Annotated in this window: 17 protein-coding genes; 11 read left to right on the plus strand and 6 right to left on the minus strand. The window is 32.6% G+C overall.

Annotation, left to right across the window (positions count from 1 at the left end):
- Positions 1-24: 24 nt before the first annotated feature.
- Positions 25-2388: a T9SS type A sorting domain-containing protein gene (locus ACP15M_RS11610; protein ID WP_425077377.1), complete on the minus strand. Its 2364-nt coding sequence runs from the start codon at positions 2386-2388 to the stop codon at positions 25-27.
- A 95-nt stretch (positions 2389-2483) separates the two neighbouring features.
- A complete protein-coding gene (gene pruA / locus ACP15M_RS11615; RefSeq protein WP_425077378.1) occupies positions 2484-4109 on the minus strand; it encodes an L-glutamate gamma-semialdehyde dehydrogenase in 1626 nt (541 codons plus the stop codon).
- 140 nt (positions 4110-4249) lie between these two features.
- Between pruA and ACP15M_RS11620 the strand changes: the two genes are divergently transcribed.
- Positions 4250-5251, plus strand: coding sequence for a DUF6695 family protein (locus tag ACP15M_RS11620; RefSeq protein WP_425077379.1), 1002 nt, complete (start codon positions 4250-4252; stop codon positions 5249-5251).
- Here ACP15M_RS11620 and apaG read toward each other — a convergent pair.
- Together apaG and ACP15M_RS11630 are read right to left on the minus strand one after the other, a co-directional pair.
- Positions 5248-5634: a Co2+/Mg2+ efflux protein ApaG gene (gene apaG, locus ACP15M_RS11625; RefSeq protein ID WP_425077380.1), complete on the minus strand. Its 387-nt coding sequence runs from the start codon at positions 5632-5634 to the stop codon at positions 5248-5250. The genes ACP15M_RS11620 and apaG overlap by 4 nt on opposite strands.
- Positions 5635-5757: 123 nt before the next feature.
- A complete protein-coding gene (locus ACP15M_RS11630; protein WP_425077381.1) occupies positions 5758-7107 on the minus strand; it encodes a pyridoxal phosphate-dependent decarboxylase family protein in 1350 nt (449 codons plus the stop codon).
- Positions 7108-7204: 97 nt separating this feature from the next.
- Here ACP15M_RS11630 and ACP15M_RS11635 point away from each other — a divergent pair, with 97 nt between their 5' ends.
- Positions 7205-7750 carry a cysteine dioxygenase gene (locus ACP15M_RS11635; protein ID WP_425077382.1) on the plus strand — a complete coding sequence of 182 codons (546 nt, stop codon included), beginning with the start codon at positions 7205-7207 and terminating at the stop codon, positions 7748-7750.
- On the opposite strand, the gene ACP15M_RS11640 is transcribed toward ACP15M_RS11635, so the two are convergent.
- Positions 7747-8997 (minus strand): type IX secretion system plug protein domain-containing protein, encoded by a 1251-nt coding sequence (locus ACP15M_RS11640; protein ID WP_425077383.1) that lies wholly within the window; start codon positions 8995-8997, stop codon positions 7747-7749. The genes ACP15M_RS11635 and ACP15M_RS11640 overlap by 4 nt on opposite strands.
- A gap of 80 nt (positions 8998-9077) precedes the next feature.
- Positions 9078-9794: a TrmH family RNA methyltransferase gene (locus ACP15M_RS11645; protein WP_425077384.1), complete on the minus strand. Its 717-nt coding sequence runs from the start codon at positions 9792-9794 to the stop codon at positions 9078-9080.
- Between the two features lie 194 nt (positions 9795-9988).
- Between ACP15M_RS11645 and ACP15M_RS11650 the strand changes: the two genes are divergently transcribed.
- From ACP15M_RS11650 to rpe, 9 genes are all read left to right on the plus strand, one after another.
- On the plus strand, positions 9989-12451 hold the full coding sequence (locus ACP15M_RS11650) for a BamA/TamA family outer membrane protein (protein ID WP_425077385.1): 2463 nt from the start codon (positions 9989-9991) through the stop codon (positions 12449-12451).
- 120 nt (positions 12452-12571) lie between these two features.
- Positions 12572-13639: a class II fructose-bisphosphate aldolase gene (gene fbaA, locus ACP15M_RS11655; protein WP_425077386.1), complete on the plus strand. Its 1068-nt coding sequence runs from the start codon at positions 12572-12574 to the stop codon at positions 13637-13639.
- Positions 13640-13831: 192 nt separating this feature from the next.
- Positions 13832-14689 (plus strand): acetyl-CoA carboxylase, carboxyltransferase subunit beta, encoded by an 858-nt coding sequence (gene accD / locus ACP15M_RS11660; RefSeq protein WP_425077387.1) that lies wholly within the window; start codon positions 13832-13834, stop codon positions 14687-14689.
- A gap of 95 nt (positions 14690-14784) precedes the next feature.
- Entirely contained in the window at positions 14785-15819 is a 1035-nt protein-coding gene (locus ACP15M_RS11665) for a T9SS type A sorting domain-containing protein (RefSeq protein ID WP_425077388.1), read from the plus strand.
- A gap of 107 nt (positions 15820-15926) precedes the next feature.
- Positions 15927-16196, plus strand: a complete 270-nt coding sequence (gene rpsO, locus ACP15M_RS11670) for a 30S ribosomal protein S15 (RefSeq protein ID WP_425077389.1) — start codon at positions 15927-15929, stop codon at positions 16194-16196.
- Positions 16197-16449: 253 nt separating this feature from the next.
- The gene (locus tag ACP15M_RS11675) at positions 16450-18681 is read left to right on the plus strand and encodes a polyribonucleotide nucleotidyltransferase (protein WP_425077390.1); all 2232 of its coding nucleotides are present in this window, start codon (positions 16450-16452) and stop codon (positions 18679-18681) included.
- A 134-nt stretch (positions 18682-18815) separates the two neighbouring features.
- A complete protein-coding gene (locus ACP15M_RS11680) occupies positions 18816-19190 on the plus strand; it encodes a hypothetical protein (protein ID WP_425077391.1) in 375 nt (124 codons plus the stop codon).
- 90 nt (positions 19191-19280) lie between these two features.
- Complete coding sequence (locus ACP15M_RS11685; RefSeq protein WP_094967995.1) at positions 19281-20144, plus strand: sigma-70 family RNA polymerase sigma factor; 864 nt, start codon at positions 19281-19283, stop codon at positions 20142-20144.
- Between the two features lie 136 nt (positions 20145-20280).
- Positions 20281-20943 carry a ribulose-phosphate 3-epimerase gene (gene rpe, locus ACP15M_RS11690; protein ID WP_425077392.1) on the plus strand — a complete coding sequence of 221 codons (663 nt, stop codon included), beginning with the start codon at positions 20281-20283 and terminating at the stop codon, positions 20941-20943.
- Positions 20944-20945 lie beyond the last annotated feature (2 nt).

Genomic DNA, 20945 nt, shown 5'->3' on the forward strand with positions numbered 1-20945 from the left:
GTTTCATCTCATAATTTAAAAACACTATTGCATCACAAGTTTGGTTCTATAAATTGAACCTTCTTGAGTTTCTAAATTAAGAATATACATTCCTGATTTTAAACCTAAAGAAATAACCGTTCTACTATTTAGTGTATTAAAGTTTTTACTATAGACTTTCTTTCCTGTCATATCAACTAAAAACAAATTAACATCTTCTAATGAAGTCTTATTCAAAATAACGAGTTCTTTATCAATTGGATTTTTTTCAATTCTAACATCAAACGTATTTTCAAATTCGGAATTAGATAAGGTTTCCGGAATAATTTCATTTAATGCAAAAGTGACATTTGCATTAGTTAATGTTACATGTGGTTCATTATCATTTGGCATATACCAATTCACGAAAGGCGTATCATTTGTTGAAACTCCAGCTAATGACTCAAACCAATTTATTTCACTATTTGTAATCTCAAGAGCCATAGCACTAACGCTTGGAATAAAGTTAAAATGATCTGTATTTAAAGCTCCTAAAAACTCACCTACAAGTCCACCTGTATCTAAATCTGCTGTCAAACCAAGAATATCAAAAAGTCCGCCAGAACCAGCATCAATTCCATCAGAATAATTAAATGCTGCTGAACTCGCATTATTAATTCTATCATTTGCCAATGGAAACCACCACTCAAAATCTAAATGCACTTTGCTCATCTCTATTTCTGTTCCTGCACTTGGCGTAAAGTAAGTTTCTACTTTTAAATCTGCACCAAGCATGATATTTATATCTGCATCTAAAATTTGACTTCCAGGTAATAAATCGCTCGTAGGATTGACATTATCTTGATAACGACTATTATTTCCACTTCCGTTAATTATAGATACATTTCTTGTAAGTTCAGGAAAACCAGATGTGGTTAAATTATTTATTCGAGTATCAAATATTGACTTAAAAGCATGTGGTTGTGGTAATGCCAAAGCACCATTAAAAGTCACACCATCACTGTTTGTAATATGTGATTCAAATTGATCTGTAAGCATTTGTCTCGCTGCAGGAGATTTAAGCATCCCATTAATAATAGGCTGTAATTCTTCAACATTTTGATCTCCTAGAACCCAAAAATCATCTAAACCAAAAGCTAAAAAATTAAATTGATGTTGAAAACCAATTGGCACATTCGCACCATGATGAGGCGAATCAAAAGAAATCCAAAGCCTTGTATCGTGAGCTAAATTTTGATTTTCCATATAATTCAATGCATAACGAGAAATAAGTCCTCCCATACTCGGACCAATAATTACATTTTGTTCATTTCCAACCTTATCATTATTAATCATACTTATCAAATCTACCAGCAACATGGCATTACGTTCAATAAAATCGGCTCCACCATCTACAAGTGCATTATCTTGAGCTCTTGTATATAACGGAAAATTTAAAATCACAACATCAAAACCTTCATCTCTAACAATATCACCTAAATTTGATGTTGTATTGCCATCATTAAAGTTTAGTAAATCATAAATACCAGCAATTGAGCGTCCATCATCTGGATCAAAACCATCTACAAGAATAATAGGTTTATCAAGTACATTATCTGCACTTAAAAATAACTCATATTCACCAGTTCCAGGATATGAAGTCGTTTCTCCATAAACTGATAAATCTGGAGTTATACTAGACGTAAACGTAGTAATAGCATTAGCAGATCGTGAATACATATCTGCATTTGAATATGAAATATCGATTATTGATTTCCTTAAAATCACTTCACCAGTATCTAATGTAATTTTAAATTGTATCTCTTTTTTTCCGTCTTCGGAATAGTCTACAGTAACATTATTATTTAAACTAATTGTTTGAAAATCATTGCCATCATTAAAATCAATTTCAATAGATACAATTGAAGCATTTGAAGTGTTAAAAATGTTTGAAGGCATTACATTATAAGTCACTTGTAACCCTTTATGCTTGGCACGTAATGCTGAAGCGACCATGAGTTGTTGTCTTTCAAAAATAGACGTACCATCATTTATTAAATAGCCTTCTGAATCTCTAGAGACTGAACTATTCTGCAAAGCTTCATCAGAAATTATTTCACAATCAGACAATAAAATTGCTAAAGGAATAACATTCGAAAAGTAACTCTGCTTTTGCTGTTCTTTTAAACTTTGCAATGGTAACATTCGATTTTCTAAATCACCATAAGCAATAGCTTTATAAGCTTGAAAAAACTCAAATACATTAATACTTTTTTCATTATAAGTTTGAATGTCTACAATTGGAGACTTATGAATTAAGACAGAAGTTTCCATCTTAGACGTATCAAATTTAAGAAGCGGATCTTTTTTATTTTGAGCAAAGACTGAAACAGAAAACAGTAATACAAATGCAATGTAATATTTTTTCATGCTGAGGGTGGATTGGTTTCTATAAATATACAAAAATCAAAAAACCCAAAGCAATAAAGCTTTGGGTTCTATTTATTTATATCTCTAAATAGTATTTAACCTAAAAACGGATAACGATAATCTGTTGGTGTAACAAAGGTTTCCTTAATCATTCTTGGAGACACCCAACGCAATAAATTTAAAGCACTACCAGCTTTATCGTTAGTTCCAGAAGCTCTTGCTCCTCCAAATGGTTGCTGACCAACAACTGCTCCTGTTGGCTTATCGTTAATATAAAAATTACCTGCACAATTTTGAAGTGCTTTTGTAGCTTCTTGAACAGCATACCTGTCTTTTGCTAAAACAGCTCCAGTTAAAGCATACTCGCTAGTTTCATCTACTAATTTTAAAGTTTCAGAATAGTCATTTTCATCATACACATATATTGTAATTACTGGTCCAAACAACTCAGTACACATGGTTGTATATTTAGGATTACTAGTTACTATTACAGTAGGCTCAATAAAATACCCTTTGCTTTTATCATAGTTTCCACCAACAATAATCTCTGCATCACTATCAGCTTTGGCCTGATCTATATACTTAGCTAGCTTATCAAATGAACCTTCATGAATTACTGCTGTAATAAAGTTTTCTAAATCGGCAGGAGAACCCATTTTAAAAGACTTCACATCTTCAATCACATAATCTTTAACCTCATCCCAAAGATTTGTTGGAATATAAGCTCTAGATGCTGCACTACACTTCTGCCCTTGAAATTCAAAAGCACCTCTAGAAATTGCTGTAGCGACTTGTTTTGCGTTTGCAGATTTATGTGCGACGATAAAATCCTTTCCTCCTGTTTCTCCTACAATTCTCGGATAGGTTTTATAGTTGTGAATGTTGTTTCCTATTTTTTTCCAAAGTTCTTTAAATATAAATGTAGAACCTGTAAAGTGTAATCCTGAAAAATCTGGACTATCCATAACCGTATCTGTAATCATTACAGGATCTCCAAACACAACATTAATAACACCTGGAGGAACTCCTGCTTCTTCAAAAACATCCATAATCACTTTTGCAGAAAAAATCTGACTATCACTTGGTTTCCAAACCACAACATTTCCCATCATTGCCATACAAGCTGGCAAATTTCCAGAAATGGCTGTAAAATTAAATGGCGTTACAGCATATACAAATCCTTCAAGCGGACGATATTCTAATCTATTCCATGCGTCACTTGTGCTTTCTGGTTGTTCATGATAAATATCTGTCATGAACTGCACATTAAAACGTAAAAAATCTATAAACTCACAAGCTGCATCAATTTCTGCTTGATGCACTGTTTTTGATTGCGCAATCATCGTTGCTGCATTAATTTTTGCTCTATAAGGACCAGCAATTAATTCGGCTGCTTTAAGGAAAATTCCAGCACGTTGCTCCCAAGGTAAATTTGCCCATTCTTCTCTTGCTGCCAACGCTGTAGAAATTGCAGCATCTACATGAGATTTTTCAGCTAAATGATAAGTCCCAACCACATGTTGGTGATCGTGAGGTGCAGACATGGTTTTTGTATTTCCTGTCTGTATATGTTCTCCATTAATGTACAAAGGCACATCTATTTTTGAATTCCACATCTGGTTATATGCCTCTAAAACTGCTTCACGCTCTGGAGAACCTGGAGCATACGATTTAACAGGCTCATTTATAGCTACTGGTACATTGAAAAATCCTTTTCCCATCTTATATTTTATTTAAAAATTGCTTATTGTTTTGAAGTTGCAAAGGTACAATTTTTTAACAACTAATAAATTGAAGCTGTATTAAATGGAAGTTAAAATGATATGCATTTTTTTTGTAAGTTGGTGACTTTAATTTTTACATGAACGACGGAATAATCCTTACACTTGCCTATCCTGAAACCATTGTCTCTCATGCCGAAGAATGGTATTCAAAATTTCTACGATTTCTTCATATTGGAAGCAAAAAACATGTCAGAGCTGGTCATGCGGCTTTAGTTCTTATTGACAAATCTACAGGAGTTTTAGAATATCACGATTTTGGAAGATATATTACTGCTTCACCTCACGGAAGAGTTAGAGGTCGCGAAACCGATTTTGAACTTCATTTCCCTATACAAGCTAAAATTGAAAATGATCGCATAAAAAACCTTGATGATATTCTGAAGTTTTTAGCTACAAATCCAAAACTTACGCATGGTGACGGAAATCTCTATGCTTCAGTGTGTAATGCAATTGACTATAAAAAAGCTAGAGCTCATATCACAGCTCAACAAAATATCGGATTTATAAGGTATGCTGCTTTCATTAAAAACGCTAGTAATTGTGCTCGCTTTGTAACCAATAGTATTATTGCAAGTGTAACTGATTCAAAATTAAAATCTGCATTGATAAAATCGAAACGTTTTACACCAAGTACTATTGGCAATGTAGTTATTGCTGATACCGAAGATGATATTTATTTGGTTTCAGACACTGGAGAAATTTCGGAGTTTACATCGACTGTCAGCAAAGAAAATCGGCGTTTGTTTTTGGACCGCTTAAAAGGCTATAACCCTAGTTTAGTTGGAACTCTAGAACCTAAGCACAACACAACAAAAAGTGAACATGCACAATGGCTTAGTGGTATTGCTGCAGGAGCATGGTTTGAAATTTATCACTTAGGAAGTAAAACTGAATATCGTTTTAGACGTATTTCTCCTTATGGAAATATTGATTGTGATGGCATTTATAAAGTAGACTCTGAAGTATTTGACATATCAACAGCATATGAATTCATACATTATTCAAACTGTAAATTCTTCCATATTGAACAGAAAAATAAAACCTTTAGATTTGAGTTTCAGAAAAAATATAAGGATTAATTAAGAGCAAAAGGCGCACTCAATTTAAACGAAGGAATAATGACTTTAAATTTATTGGTATTTGAAAAATTCACCATATTATAGTGACCTTGCATCGCACCAAAAGGAGAGGTTAACAAACAACCTGAATTATAAGTATGGGATTCACCAGGCTTGATGACTGGCTTTTTCCCAATAACACCTTCACCTTCAATAACCTCAACATTATTTAAAGCATCAAGCACTTTCCAGTATCTTGAATTAAGTTGAACGGAATCTTTACTTTGGTTTTCAATAGTAACTTTATATCCAAACGCAAAATGCACTTTATAATTTTTATAAAATGTGCCTTCGAAAGTCGTTTCGACAGAAATTTTTATACCACATGTTACTTGTTGTACCATTGTAAGATTTAAAATTGAGGATGTAAAAATAGCTAAATTTTGATTTAATATCTGCGTTTTTTTTTAAATTATATAAAAATTTAACATGATACCTACGTTTTTTATATTTCAGTTAAACATTTCTTAACCTACAAAAGCTTCAAGCGTTTTAAAAAACGAAATGATATCATTTTTTTCTACTTGAGTGTTAATGGTTACCAACCTTACAAATGTTTCATTTCTATAGGTTCCGTAGCCAACCATCAATTTTGAATGCTCATACAAGTTAGTGCATAATGTTTTTGCAGAAATACCTTTATAATTAAAACATACTGAAATTGAATCATCAAAACTATACAAGGTATAATCTGAATTTGATTGTATGTAATCTCTAGCAACATCTGCAAGATAAAATTGGTGATTTACAATTTGCTCCAATCCATTAGTGCCAACCGACTTCCATAAAGTCCATAGCTTTAAGGCATCATTACGCCTACCACATTGCAATGAGGTTTTTCCTAAATTAAAAGCATCATCATTGGTTTGATATAAATAATCGGCTTCATTAGAAAACGATTGGTACAAGTTTGCTTTATCTCTAGTAACAATAATGGAGCAACCTAAAGGTGTTCCTAACATCTTGTGTGCATTTAAACTAAACGAATCGGTGAGTTCAATTCCGTTTACTAAGTGTTTATATTTTTTACTAAAAATTACAGAACCACAATAGGCTCCATCTAAATGTAACCAAAGGTTGTAGGCTTGACATACTTTACTAATTTGTTCAACATTATCAAAAGCACCTAAAACTGTGGTTCCTGCAGTTGCATTTACAAAAAATGGTTGAAAGCCTTTTTCTATATCTTGTTCAATTTGAAGTTTTAAATCTTCAACTAACATTTCACCTTTTGCATTGGTTTTTACAGAACGTACTTGATGTCTTCCAATACCAATAAATGAAGCATTTTTAGTAACGGAATAATGTGACGTTTCAGATGTATAAGCAATTAGCTTATTTGATACACCTTCATTTCTAATTGTATTATCAAAAGCATCTCTTGCCATTAACATTGCCATATAGTTACACATAGAACCTCCAGGAGCTATGGTTCCATCACTATCGTCACCATAACCAATGCGTTTACAAATATGTTGCAATATCACTTTTTCTATACCTACTTGAACTCCTGCTACTTTATAAGTATACATACTATTATTTAGCATAACTGCCAGTAAATCGCCTAAAGTTGCTCTAGACATTCGTCCGCCAAACAACTGATTAAAAAACGCTTTAGATGCTGTTTTAGGCGTACTTTTTATGATGTCTTTTAATGTACTCTTAAAGGTTTCATCAATAGTTGGCTCATCTTTAAGTTCTATATCTATTGTTTCGTATAAAACCTTAGTATCAATTGGAATTGCTACAGGTTGACTAACTTCTTCAGACAGTAAAAACTCTGCGAGTTCATTAAACAATTTTAAGTCGTTATGCATATCGTGTTATGATTCTAAAATTTTGGCTTTGTGTAAATTTATTCCTATTTTTTCGGAATATTACAATAATCCTTTTCTAAAATTTATTAGAAGCCTTTTGAAATCTCCAGAAAATATTCAAGAATTAGTACAACAGTTGTCGGACTCTTCTAAAACACATTACAATTCAATCATGAATGGTTTTGATTTTAATACAATAGATTTTAAACCTTTCGAGAGTTGGTCTTCAGAAAAATACACCAGAAATTGCATGTATAGAGATGCGCAATTTGAATTGTTGTTATTATGCTGGGAAGAAGGTCAAGAAACATCTATACACAATCATGATGGTAAAGATTGTTGGGTTTATTTGTTAGAAGGCAAAATGGAAGAAGTGTTTTACACACTAGACATTAACAATACACTCAAAGAAACGCATTTGCAATCTATGACACCTCATCAATCATCGTTTATGAATGACAACATTGGATTTCATAAACTAAGAAATGTATTTAAAGGAAAGTCTATAAGTTTGCATTTATATGCTAAACCCATAGAACAATGTCAATTTTATTGCAAGAATTCAAATCAATTTATAGAAAGAAAATTGAAATACGATACGTTTAATGAATTTGTAATAGAAACAAAGCCAAATGCTATTTAGTTAGAAATCGCTTCAGATGTAGCTTCACCAAAACCAATAAGTGCATCATATCTTGCTCCAAGATCTCTATAATACACAAGCACTTTATAATTGTTTTCAGTTTGCCAAAAGTTGCCACTTATACGTCCTTCATCTAAATTTCCATCAGGATCAACAACAACATATTTGTAGTTGTAAAATCCTTGTTTAAGTTTAAAGATGGCTTCGTAATAGTTTTCATCACTATTATACACCATTCTATTCATATCTTCTAAGGCATAATTATTAAAATTGCCATACACATAAATTTTACTACCATCAGTTAATTTAGGATAAGCTAATGCAAAGTGAGTCATGGTATAATCGGCTTCAATGTTTACATCTTCAACATCAATAGCCGTAATTAAAAAGTTACCATTAATATCTGGATTATAGGTGTATGGTCGCTTTCCACGTTCGGAATTAACAAACAAATAACTATGATAAATCTCTTTTAGATCAACAAACTGAACACCTACATTTGCAGCTCTCACATCTTTTGTTTCAAAAAAACGATATTCATTTCCTCCCCAAAATGCAGTCTCATGAGTATATCGATAGACTAATTCTTTACCTAAGGTATATTGTGGCTTTACATTTTTAATTGCAGTATGCAAATTATTGTTTTGTATGATTAAAGTATTAACCGTTTGTAATGGATTATTAAGGTTTAAACTACTTGAATTTATTGAAATATCAACACTTTGTTTTCCTTCAATATATCTTACATCTCTTGAGCGTTTAACAGCAACTCCAACACCAACTTTTTGCTCATATATCATAAACTTTCTAGAAAAAACTATGTCTCTATCATCGTTAAAAATTGAAATTATATAATTTCCAGACTTAGTTAACGCTCTAGTTTGCGCATTAGGAATTTGCAAGGTGTAATGAGAGTACAATTGATACGCATTATACGAATTACTGTAATCTACAATTCTGAAATCATCAAAACCAACCATATATTCCATTTTTACAAGATTAGATTTCGTCCAATCGTAATTATAATGTTCGATGGTGTAATAAAAATCAGGTTCAGTAGACACCAAAGCATCAAACTCTAAGAGAAAGGGTTCATTTAATCTTAAAATAGGTAATTCGCCTTGTCGTGTATTTCTACTCTTAAAGGTAATTGACTTGATATAATCTGGCGGATTTATTTCTTCCACTTGAGCCATTAAAAACAATGGACAACAAAATAGAAATAAAAAAAGAGTCTTAAATTTCATTAATATTTGATTTTGCATGTAAAGGTAAACAAAATCTATGCCTTTTTTAAGAGTATTCCTAATACTAAACATTTACAAAATCAACATCCTCTAAAAGCACTTAAAACAATTGCAGTTGCAGTTGCTACATTTAAACTTTCGGTTGCTTTTAAATTTCCAAAACGTGGAATTCCAATTTTTTTATTGACTAAATTTTCAATATCAGAAGAGATGCCATTAGCTTCGTTTCCCATAACAATGATACCTTCTTTGGGTAAGTTTTCTGAATAGATATTACTTCCATCCATAAAAGTTCCATAAACTTTTAATGTAGAGTTTTTGAGATAATGCTCTAGATTTGTATACACAACTTGAACACGAGTTAACGAACCCATTGTGGCTTGAACAACTTTTGGATTAAAACAATCTACCGTTTCTAAGCTACAAATAAGAGACTCGATGCCAAACCAATCGCACAATCGTATAATAGTTCCTAAATTTCCAGGATCTCTAACATCATCTAATGCTAAAATTAATGACGCTTTTTTATCAGTTTGCGTTTTAGGCATTTTAAAAATAGCCACTGCAGTATTAGGTGTTTTTAATGCACTAATTTTTTGGAGGTCTTTTATTGAAATTAAGGTTGTTTCAACGTCAAAAACAGCATCAGTAGCATATAATTTATAGAGTTCAAACTCTGAATCTAAAAATTCACGAATCCCTTTTATCCCTTCTACTAAAAAAAGCTGTTCTTTCTGTCTAAACTTTTTTTGACTTAAGGATTTAATTAATTTTATCTCATTTTTTGTGATGCTCAAAATGTAATTACTTTTGTGACTTATATAGATTTTACAAAGTAATACTTTTTTGGTCTATTTTTTGTTATGCTTTAGCACATTAAAACTGTACTTTTGAATGGCAACGTTTTTCTAATTGATTTTTGTTGAAAAAAAACCTCTACTACATATCGTTTTTCATAGTGATCATTTCATTAACAAGCTCGTGTAACGTAATGAAACGCGTTGGCAAAAATGAACACTTATTAACCAAAAATACCGTTTTAGTTGATGACAAGAAAGACAACTCTGAAACTGTTAGTAATCTTATCTACCAAAAAACAAATGGAAAATTATTAGGTGTTCCGCTTCGGCTACACATCTTTAATTTAGCAAGACCAAACATCGACTCTATTTTAAATGAAAAATACAGAAATCCTGAAAATCCTAGAACTGGACAAAAAAAACTACTCTCTTTAAAACAATATGAAGCTCTAATAAGCTCTAAAAAAGGATTTAACAAATGGCTAAAAAAAACAGGAGAAGCTCCAGCAATATTTAGTGAAGTTAAAGCAAAAAAGACTACTGTTGGACTAAAAAAATATTTTTACAGTAAAGGTTGGTTTAATGTAGACACATCATACGAGGTTGAAAAAGACAGCACACAAAAAGCCAGTGTTACGTATAAAGTTGTAAAAGGAAATCCATTTTTCTTAGACTCCATTACAACTAATATTGCATCTCCTGTAATTGACTCTTTGTATCGTTCTAAATTAAAAAAACGTTCATTACTTAAAAAAGGAGATCAATTTGACGGATTAAACTATACTAATGAACGAAACCGACTTACCTCAGAGTTAAGAAATTCTGGACTATTTCACTTCGGACAAGATTATATACACTTTGACATAGATACTATATTACCTGGAGATTATGTAAATACCGAAATTATAATTGAAGACAGAGCAATCCGTTCTGAAGACTCGATCTCTCGTGCTCCTTTCAAAATCTACAAAATAAAAGATGTAAATATTTATAGTGATTACAGGTACGAAAACAGAAATAAACCCATTACAGATTCTGTGCAATATAAAGGCTACAACTTATATAGTTATGATAAATTAAAATACAGACCAAAAGCATTAACCGATGCTATTTTTATAACAAAAGATCGAATATTTAGAGATCTCGACAGAACTAGAACTTACAGGTATTTAAGCGAACTTAAAGCATTTAACTACCCAAATATTGAATACATTGAAAATGAGCAAGACACCACTTTAACTGCTAATATCTATTTATCACCTAAGAAAAAATATAACTTAGGTTATGACTTAGATGTCACTCAAAGCAATATTCAAACTATTGGATTTTCATTTAGTACTGGACTTGTAATTAGAAATGTGTTTAGAGGTGCAGAAACTCTTGAAATATCTGGTTTAGGAGCTATTGGTGCTTCTAGAGATGCTTCAGATAGTAAAGACCAATTTTTTGACATCAACGAGTATGGTGGAAATTTAAGACTTAGTATTCCTAGACTATTTTTTCCTTTCAATACAGAAAAAATCATTCCTAAATACATGTCACCAAGCACACGAATTAGTATTGGCGCAACTAGCCAACGAAATATTGGTTTAGACAAGCAAACCTTTACAGGAGCCTTTAATTACAATTGGTTTCCTTCAAAAAAAGTGACTAATAATGTTGATTTGCTTAATGTGCAGTTTGTTAAAAACTTAAACACTAGCAATTATTTTGGCGTTTATCAAAACTCTTATGATCGATTAAACCAAATTGCTAAAAACATCAACTATATAAACAGCAGTAATGATTTATCAATCCCACAAGGCACAGATAATTTTATTGATGATGTACTTAATAACAATACCATTTTGAATCCTGATGACGATAGTTACGAAGATATTAATAACATCTCCCAACGTAAAGATCGACTTACAGCAGACAACCTCATTTTTTCATCAAGTTTTAATTATGTTAAAGACCGAAGAGAAAACCTTTTTGATAACGACTTTACTATTTTTAGACTTAGAATTAAAGCTGCTGGAAACCTACTAACAAACCTATCTAAGGTTATTAACTTAAATAAAAATAGCGACAATAAATATGAGCTATTTGGTGTTCCGTTTTCACAATTTATAAAAACCGAATTAGACTTAGTTAAACATTGGGATTTAGGCAAAAAAAATGTATTAGCTGTTCGAAGTTACTTTGGTATTGCTATTCCATATGGCAACTCCGATAACATTCCATTTGCTGAAAGTTTCTTTGCTGGTGGCCCAAATGATATTAGAGCTTGGACTGCCTATAACCTCGGACCAGGAAGCTCCTTATCTACCAACGAGTTTAATGAAGCAAATATGAAACTTACACTAAGTGCAGAGCAACGATTTAACCTTGTTGGTCGCTTTAATGGCGCTGTTTTTATTGACGCTGGAAATATTTGGAACGTTCTTGATGACGTCGAAGACGAACAAGCAACCTTTGAAGGATTAGATGCTTTAAAAAATATTGCCATCGGTTCTGGATTTGGACTTCGTTATGATTTTAGCTTCTTTGTATTGCGTCTCGACGTTGGGTTTAAAACCTACGATCCTTCAAGACCAATTGGCACACGATGGTTTAAAAATTATAATTTTGGAAATGCTGTTTACAATATAGGAATCAACTATCCTTTTTAATTATTCTATTTCTACAATCCTATTTCTAAAGTTATTACTAATCTAGCCTTAAAACACCTCTTATGATATCCAAAAATTATGTATTTTTGAATCTTAATTTTCAACTTAAATAATCATACAATGAGTCACAATATAAAAGGTGGAGTTGCAACAGGTAGAGAAGTTCAAGAAATATTCAAACTAGCAAAAGACAAAGGGTTTGCTTTACCTGCAGTTAATGTTATAGGGTCTAGCTCTATAAATGGTGTATTAGAAACTGCCAAAGCATTAAATGCGCCAGTTATTATTCAATTTTCTAATGGAGGCGCTCAATTTAATGCAGGAAAAGGATTAAGTAACGACAACCAAAAAGCTGCCATTGCAGGTTCAATTGCAGGCGCAAAACATATTCACCTTATGGCTGAAGCTTATGATGTTCCTGTAATTCTACATACAGATCATTGTGCTAAAAAACTATTGCCTTGGATTGATGGTTTACTTGATGCCAGCGAGCAACATTTTAAAGACACAGGAAAACCTTTATACAGCTCGCACATGATTGATTTATCTGAAGAACCTATCGAAGAAAACATCGAAATCTGTAAATCATACCTTGAACGTATGAGCAAAATGGGAATGACTCTAGAAATCGAATTAGGAATCACAGGTGGAGAAGAAGATGGAGTTGACAATACAGATGTTGACGATTCAAAATTATATACACAACCCGAAGAAGTCGCTTATGCTTACGAAGAGTTAAGCAAAGTTAGTGACCAATTTACCATCGCAGCTGCTTTCGGTAATGTTCATGGTGTTTACAAACCAGGTAATGTAAAACTCACACCTAAAATCTTAAAAAATTCGCAAGAATTCCTATCAAAAAAACACAACCTACCACACAATCATATCGATTTTGTATTCCATGGTGGTTCTGGTTCAACTGTCGAAGAAATCAGAGAAGCCATAGGCTATGGTGTCATCAAAATGAATATTGACACAGACATGCAATACGCCTTTATGAGTGGAGTTCGTGATTACATGAGCGAAAAAGAAGCTTACTTAAAATCTCAAATTGGAAACCCAGATGGTGACGACGTTCCAAACAAAAAACACTATGACCCTAGAGTTTGGTTACGAAAAGGAGAAAACGCATTTGTTGAGCGTCTTAAAAAAGCATTTGAAGATCTCAACAATGTAAATACTTTATAAGTTTTTTTAGGGCGTTACCACAAAATTAAAAAAAGGTTTAATTTTGTAGTCAGGCTTTACGCTGTATCTTTTTATAAAAGGATGCCGCTTCAATCCTTAACGCAATTAAGTGATTGTTATAATAACAATCGTTATTCAAAATTTATAACTTAGTCCTAAACACAGTCAAAGGACTCAAAATCATAAAGCATTATGGCTTGGTTTAAAAGAAAAGATAAAGGAATACAAACAACTACCGAAGAGAAAAAAGACACTCCCAAAGGATTGTGGTATAAATCTCCAACTGGTAAAATTGTAGACACCAAAGAACTAGAACAAAACTATTACGTAAGTCCAGAAGATGGATACCACGTTAGAATTGGAAGTAAAGAATACTTCGAAATTTTATTCGATGATAATAAATTTAAAGAACTTGATGCCGATTTAACATCAAAAGATCCTCTTAAATTTGAAGACACAAAAAAATATCCAGACCGTTTAAAAGCAGCGCAAGAAAAAACAAATCTTAAAGATGCCGTTCGTACTGCTGTTGGTAAATCTAACGGACAAGATTTAGTTATCGCTTGTATGGATTTTTCATTTATTGGTGGCTCAATGGGAAGTGTCGTTGGTGAAAAAATTGCAAGAGCAGCCGATTACGCCTTAAAGAAAAAAACACCATTCATGATCATCTCTAAATCTGGAGGTGCTCGTATGATGGAAGCCGCTTTATCTTTAATGCAATTGGCAAAAACATCTGTAAAGTTAGCGCAATTAGCAGATGCAGGTATCCCATACATTTCATTATGTACAGACCCAACTACGGGAGGCACAACAGCTTCTTTTGCTATGTTAGGTGACATTAACATTAGTGAACCTGGAGCCTTAATCGGATTTGCAGGACCAAGAGTCGTGAGAGACACCACAGGACAAGAATTACCTGAAGGTTTTCAAACCTCAGAGTTTTTATTAGAACATGGGTTTCTTGATTTTATAACTCATCGTAAAGATTTAAAACAGAAAATCAATTTATATATTGATTTAATAAAAAATCAACCATTAAGAATGTAACAAAAAAAGACCTCATAATTGAGGTCTTTTTTTAATCAAATATTTATTCATAATTTAGTAATCTACAATAAATCAAACCATTAAAACACTAAACCATGAAGCAACAATTACTTTTAATCACTTTATTATCCTCTTGTTTTAGCTTTGCTCAAGCTCCTATTGCCCAGTTTGTAAATACTACTGAAACAGATTATGCTATCATTGACCCTACAAATCCAATTGATGAAAGCGCTAGTGGAGCATCAACAATCTGGAATTACACCTCATTAGTTCAAGCAGGATCAAATACCGATACCAATGCTGCCCCAACTTCTGGAGAACTAAGTGAATACCCAAATACCACAGAAGTTCTCACCATCACAACAGCAGGCACACCTCCTGTTGAAAGCAAATTATTTATTAGAGACAACGCTGGAGAAATTTCAATTACTGGAGCTGCTCAAGGTGGATTACTTACTTTAAACCTATCAAACAATGCTACGCTAGGAACATTCCCTTTAAATTTCAATTTTTTGAACAATGATACTGTGAGTGGTAGCTTTTCAGGTGATGCAAATGGGACTCCTGTTAGCGGAACGTTTTCAGGCGATTTTGACACATCTGTAGATGCTTATGGCACACTTAACTTAAATGATTTTGGATTAGGAGCTTACAATGGAAGTGTGACACGTTTAAAAACCGAACTTAGTATCTCATTAGTAGTTGCTGGTATTTTTAATATCGGAACAGTCGTTCAAACGTCATATTACTATTACGATGACACTGATGGCAATTTAGTGTTTAGAACTTCAACTAATGTCATCGATATTGATGCTTTTGGAACCGTTATCAATGAAACAATTAGGTTATATGAAGCTCAAGATAGAAGTACATTAAATATTAACGACAACTTACTTGCTTCAAATGAAATTAAATTATACCCTAACCCAACAACTAATATTTTAAATATTAAATCGTCAGATAGAACTACAATTACATCTATTCAAATAATTGATTTAAATGGTAGAATTGTATTAAAGAGATCAAACCATTCTGAAAGTATTGATATTTCTCATTTACATTCTGGATTGTATATCGTAAATTTCGAAACCTCTAAAGGCTATATAACCAAACGATTCATCAAGAAATAGTTTTCTTTTTTAAGAATGCAAATTTGTAAATCATTTAAAATTACTATATTTGCCGCTTGAAAGATCGACTTTCAACTTACATAACAATCATTTACAATAATATTAGCATGTATTTAACAAAAGAAGACAAAGAGAAACTCTTTAAAAAGCATGGTAAAAATGCAAAAGACACAGGCTCTGCCGAAGGACAAATTGCATTATTTACAGAACGTATCAACCACTTAACCGAACACTTAAAAAATAATCGTAAAGATTTTAATACTGAGCGTTCGTTAGTAAAACTAGTAGGTAAGCGACGTGCTTTACTAGACTATCTAACTAAGAAAGATATTTTAAGATATCGTGCTATAGTTAAAGAACTAGGATTAAGAAAATAATCACAATATAAGAGGCTTCTAGCCTCTTTTTTGTTTAAAAACAATTTAGTTACATGTCATTACGAGGAGTGTAACGACGTGGCAATCTAAAAAAAGATTACCACATCACGCTAAAAACGTGATTCGTAATAACAAATTGAAGAAGCTTTTACAGTTTTTCATTGGTCACAAACAACTACACAACAACACAACGACCATTGTTTAACACTGTTTTTGGTATGAATTATACCCAAAACAAGAATTAAAATTTTTTATGATTCCAAAAACTTACAAAGAGGTCATTGACCTTGGTGATGGTAGAGAAATTTCTATCGAAACCGGAAAATTAGCAAAACAAGCTCATGGTAGTGTTGTAGTACAATCTGGAAAATGTATGTTATTATGTACAGTAGTTTCCAATTACAAACAAGCAGATGTTGACTTTTTACCACTAACAGTAGATTATCGCGAAAAATTTGCTGCTGCAGGACGTTATCCTGGAGGTTTCTTTAAAAGAGAAGCAAGACCTAGCGATGGCGAAGTCTTAACCATGCGTTTAGTAGATCGCGTTTTACGTCCATTGTTCCCAAAGGATTACCATTCCGAAACTCAAGTAATGATTCAGTTAATGTCTCATGACGAAAACGTAATGCCTGATGCTATGGCAGGATTAGCGGCTTCTGCAGCCATTCAGTTATCCGATTTCCCGTTTGAATGCCCAATCTCTGAAGCTAGAGTTGGACGTATAAATGGTGAATTTATTATCAACCCAACCAGAGCACAATTAGAAGAGTCAGACATCGATATGATGATTGGTGCTTCTGCTGATTCTGTAATGATGGTTGAAGGAGAAATGGATGAAATTTCTGAAGAAGAAATGACCGAAGCTATCAAATTTGCACATGAAGCTATTAAAATACAATGTGCTGCTCAACTTCGTTTAGCTGAAGCTGTAGGTAAAAAAGAAACACGTGAGTACGAGCCAGAAAGATCTGATGAAGATTTAGCTAAAAAGATCCATGATATGGCATACGATAAAGTATATGCTGTAGCAAAAGCAGGTTCTTCTAAAAAAGAACGCGGCATGGCTTTTTCTGAAATTAAAGAAGAAATTATTGCTTCATTTAGTGAAGAGGAAGTTGAAGATTTTGGAGGCTTAATCTCTAAATACTACGCAAAAGCTGAAAAAGCTGCTGTTAGAGATTTAACTTTAAATGAAGGTTTGCGTTTAGATGGTCGTAAAACTGATGAGATTAGACCAATTTGGTGTGAGGTAGATTACTTACCATCAACGCATGGATCATCTATTTTTACACGTGGAGAAACTCAGGCTTTAGCAACTGTAACTTTAGGAACTTCTAGAGAAGCTAATCAAATTGACATGCCATCATATGAAGGTGAAGAGCGTTTCTATTTGCACTATAACTTCCCTCCTTTTTCAACAGGTGAAGCTAGACCAATTCGCGGAACTTCACGTAGAGAAGTTGGACATGGTAATTTAGCGCAACGCGCATTAAAAGGTATGGTCCCTGAAGATTGTCCTTATACAGTTAGAGTTGTATCTGAAGTATTAGAATCTAATGGTTCATCTTCTATGGCAACCGTTTGTTCCGGAACAATGGCACTAATGGATGCTGGTGTTCAATTAAAAAAGCCTGTATCTGGTATCGCAATGGGATTAATTTCTGATGCTGATTCTGGAAAATATGCCGTTTTATCTGATATCTTAGGTGATGAAGATCACTTAGGTGATATGGACTTTAAAGTCACTGGTACAGCAGATGGTATTACTGCTTGCCAAATGGATATTAAAGTTAAAGGATTGTCTTATGAGATTTTAGTAAACGCATTAAAGCAAGCTCGTGATGGTCGCTTACATATTTTAAACAAGTTAACAGATACGATAGAAACTCCTAATGCTCAAGTTAAAGATCATGCGCCAACAATGGTAACTAGACGTATTCCAAATGAATTTATTGGAGCCTTAATTGGACCAGGCGGAAAAGTCATTCAAGAATTACAAAAAGAGACTGAAACCACTATTGTAATTAATGAAGACCCAGTAACCGAAGAAGGTATTGTTGAAATTCTTGGTGTTGGTAACAAAGGTATTGATGCTGTAATAGCAAAAATTGATGCGTTATTATTTAAGCCTGAAGTGGGAAGCATTTACGAAGTAAAAGTGATTAAAATGCTAGACTTTGGTGCTGTAGTAGAATATACTGAAGCTCCAGGAAATGAAGTGTTATTACACGTGTCTGAATTAGCTTGGGAACGTACTGAAAATGTGTCTGATGTAGTAAATATGGGAGATGTATTTGATGTCAAGTACTTCGGAATTGACTCTAGAACACGTAAAGAAAAAGTATCTAGAAAAGCCATTTTACCTAAACCTGAAGGTTGGCAACCAAGACCTCCAAGAGACAACAATAGAAGTCGTGATAATAATGGAAGAGATAATCGCAATAAAGATAATCGTAAACCAGCAGAAAATAAAAAAGGTTAATCTTTTTTTACAATAAAATTGAATGGGCCCATCTTTCTAATCATAGGAATTGATGGGCTTTTTATTATAAAAGTAGCATCCTTCCAAAATCATCAAATTTGCATATGTCTTACATTTTTATTATACTATAAGCTATGATACATTCTGATAAAGAAAAATATAAAGACATTTTAGAAGACTCTGTTGAATATCTCGAACAACATGGGTTTAAAAACATTAAAGCTGACACAGAAGGATATGAGACACCTAAATCCTTTATAAAAAAAGGAAGTAACATTACAATAACTCCAGATATTGTAGGCGAAAAAAATGGTAGAAAGCATTATTTTGATATCAGTTTAAAAAGCGAAAAGCCAAAACTATTAAAATCAAAATGGTTGTTTTTAAACACCTTAACTGCATTAAAATCTCATCATTTTAAATTAATTACAACAAAAGGTCACTACAAATTCACCAATGAAATGATGAATGATATCAACATGAGCAATAAAACTTTAATCAAAATTTAAATTAATTTAATTTTCTTGTAACATTTTTTTTACTAATTACGTATAACCATGTAGTATAGTATAAATACCCAAATTTAAAGAAACACTTAAATGAGACAGCTAAAAATCACGAAGCAAGTTACCAATAGAGAAACTGCATCGTTAGACAAATACTTACAAGAAATTGGAAAAGTTGATTTAATTACTGCAGATGAAGAAGTAGAATTAGCACAACGCATTAAAGCTGGTGACCAAATAGCTTTAGAAAAATTAACTAAAGCAAATTTACGTTTTGTAGTTTCGGTTGCTAAACAATACCAAAATCAAGGGTTAACTTTACCAGATTTAATTAATGAAGGTAATTTAGGATTGATTAAAGCCGCTCAAAGATTTGACGAGACTCGTGGTTTTAAATTTATTTCTTACGCTGTTTGGTGGATACGTCAATCTATTTTACAAGCTTTAGCTGAACAATCTCGTATTGTTCGTTTACCTTTAAATAAGATTGGTTCTATTAACAAAATAAATAAAACCTTCGCTTTCCTTGAACAAAGTCATGAACGTCCTCCAAGCGCTGAAGAAATTGCAAAAGAGTTAGACATGACTATTAATGATGTTAAAGAGTCTATGAAAAACTCTGGTCGTCATGTATCAATGGATGCACCTTTAGTTGAAGGTGAAGATTCTAACCTTTACGATGTACTACGTAGTGGAGAATCACCAAATCCTGATAAAGATTTATTACATGAATCTTTAAGAACAGAAATTGAACGTGCTTTAGAAACTTTAACACCTCGTGAAGCAGATGTAATCCGTTTATATTTTGGTTTAGGAAATCAGCATCCAATGACATTGGAAGAAATTGGAGAAACCTTCGATTTAACTCGTGAGCGCGTTAGACAAATTAAAGAAAAAGCCATTAGACGTTTAAAACATACGTCTAGAAGTAAAATATTAAAAACATATTTAGGTTAGTAATTGTCATTAATTACGACTAAATAACAGTAACAAACAGTTACACATAACTGTTCGTTTTTTGATTGATGAAAGAACCCACGGCTGATTACCGTGGGTTTGTTTTTTTATTATACTTTTGCAAAAAAACATACATATGTCTTCAAAACTAATTGCTCCATCAATCCTAGCCGCAGATTTTGCAAACCTTCAACATGATATAGAAATGGTAAATTCAAGTGATGCAGATTGGTTTCATATTGATATTATGGATGGTGTATTTGTACCAAACATTTCATTCGGCATGCCTGTATTAAAAGCCATTTCAGCACATGCAAAAAAGCTAATTGATGTCCATTTAATGATTGTAGATCCTAACAGATATATTAAAACATTTGCAAACTTAGGAGCCAATGTACTCACAGTACATTACGAAGCATGCACTCATCTTCACAGAACACTACAAGCCATTAAGTCTGAAGGTATGCAAGCTGGTGTTGCTTTAAATCCACATACAAATATTTCTCTTCTAGAAGATACTATTAACGATATTGATTTAGTATGTTTAATGAGTGTAAATCCAGGTTTTGGAGGTCAGAGCTTTATTGAAAATACGTATTCTAAAGTACATCAACTTAAAGCATTGATTGACAAAAAAGGAGCTTCAACAAAAATCGAAATTGATGGAGGCGTTACTAATAAAAATGCTAAACAACTTGTTGATGCTGGAGCAGATATATTGGTTGCTGGCAGTTATGTTTTCAACAGTAATAACCCAACAGAAACGATAAAAGATTTAAAAACTATAGTTAATAGTTAAAA

Source organism: Psychroserpens sp. S379A (genome assembly GCF_049800755.1).
Classification (GTDB): Bacteria; Bacteroidota; Bacteroidia; order Flavobacteriales; family Flavobacteriaceae; genus Psychroserpens.

What these genes read in the sequence shown, in the direction of transcription:
- ACP15M_RS11610 (WP_425077377.1), bottom strand. Translation starts at nt 2,388, where the DNA reads ATGAAAAAATATTACATTGCATTTGTATTACTGTTTTCTGTTTCAGTC.
- pruA (WP_425077378.1), bottom strand. Translation starts at nt 4,109, where the DNA reads ATGGGAAAAGGATTTTTCAATGTACCAGTAGCTATAAATGAGCCTGTT.
- ACP15M_RS11620 (WP_425077379.1), top strand. Translation starts at nt 4,250, where the DNA reads ATGAACGACGGAATAATCCTTACACTTGCCTATCCTGAAACCATTGTC.
- apaG (WP_425077380.1), bottom strand. Translation starts at nt 5,634, where the DNA reads ATGGTACAACAAGTAACATGTGGTATAAAAATTTCTGTCGAAACGACT.
- ACP15M_RS11630 (WP_425077381.1), bottom strand. Translation starts at nt 7,107, where the DNA reads ATGCATAACGACTTAAAATTGTTTAATGAACTCGCAGAGTTTTTACTG.
- ACP15M_RS11640 (WP_425077383.1), bottom strand. Translation starts at nt 8,997, where the DNA reads ATGAAATTTAAGACTCTTTTTTTATTTCTATTTTGTTGTCCATTGTTT.
- ACP15M_RS11650 (WP_425077385.1), top strand. Translation starts at nt 9,989, where the DNA reads ATGAAACGCGTTGGCAAAAATGAACACTTATTAACCAAAAATACCGTT.
- fbaA (WP_425077386.1), top strand. Translation starts at nt 12,572, where the DNA reads ATGAGTCACAATATAAAAGGTGGAGTTGCAACAGGTAGAGAAGTTCAA.
- accD (WP_425077387.1), top strand. Translation starts at nt 13,832, where the DNA reads ATGGCTTGGTTTAAAAGAAAAGATAAAGGAATACAAACAACTACCGAA.
- ACP15M_RS11665 (WP_425077388.1), top strand. Translation starts at nt 14,785, where the DNA reads ATGAAGCAACAATTACTTTTAATCACTTTATTATCCTCTTGTTTTAGC.
- rpsO (WP_425077389.1), top strand. Translation starts at nt 15,927, where the DNA reads ATGTATTTAACAAAAGAAGACAAAGAGAAACTCTTTAAAAAGCATGGT.
- ACP15M_RS11675 (WP_425077390.1), top strand. Translation starts at nt 16,450, where the DNA reads ATGATTCCAAAAACTTACAAAGAGGTCATTGACCTTGGTGATGGTAGA.
- ACP15M_RS11680 (WP_425077391.1), top strand. Translation starts at nt 18,816, where the DNA reads ATGATACATTCTGATAAAGAAAAATATAAAGACATTTTAGAAGACTCT.
- ACP15M_RS11685 (WP_094967995.1), top strand. Translation starts at nt 19,281, where the DNA reads ATGAGACAGCTAAAAATCACGAAGCAAGTTACCAATAGAGAAACTGCA.
- rpe (WP_425077392.1), top strand. Translation starts at nt 20,281, where the DNA reads ATGTCTTCAAAACTAATTGCTCCATCAATCCTAGCCGCAGATTTTGCA.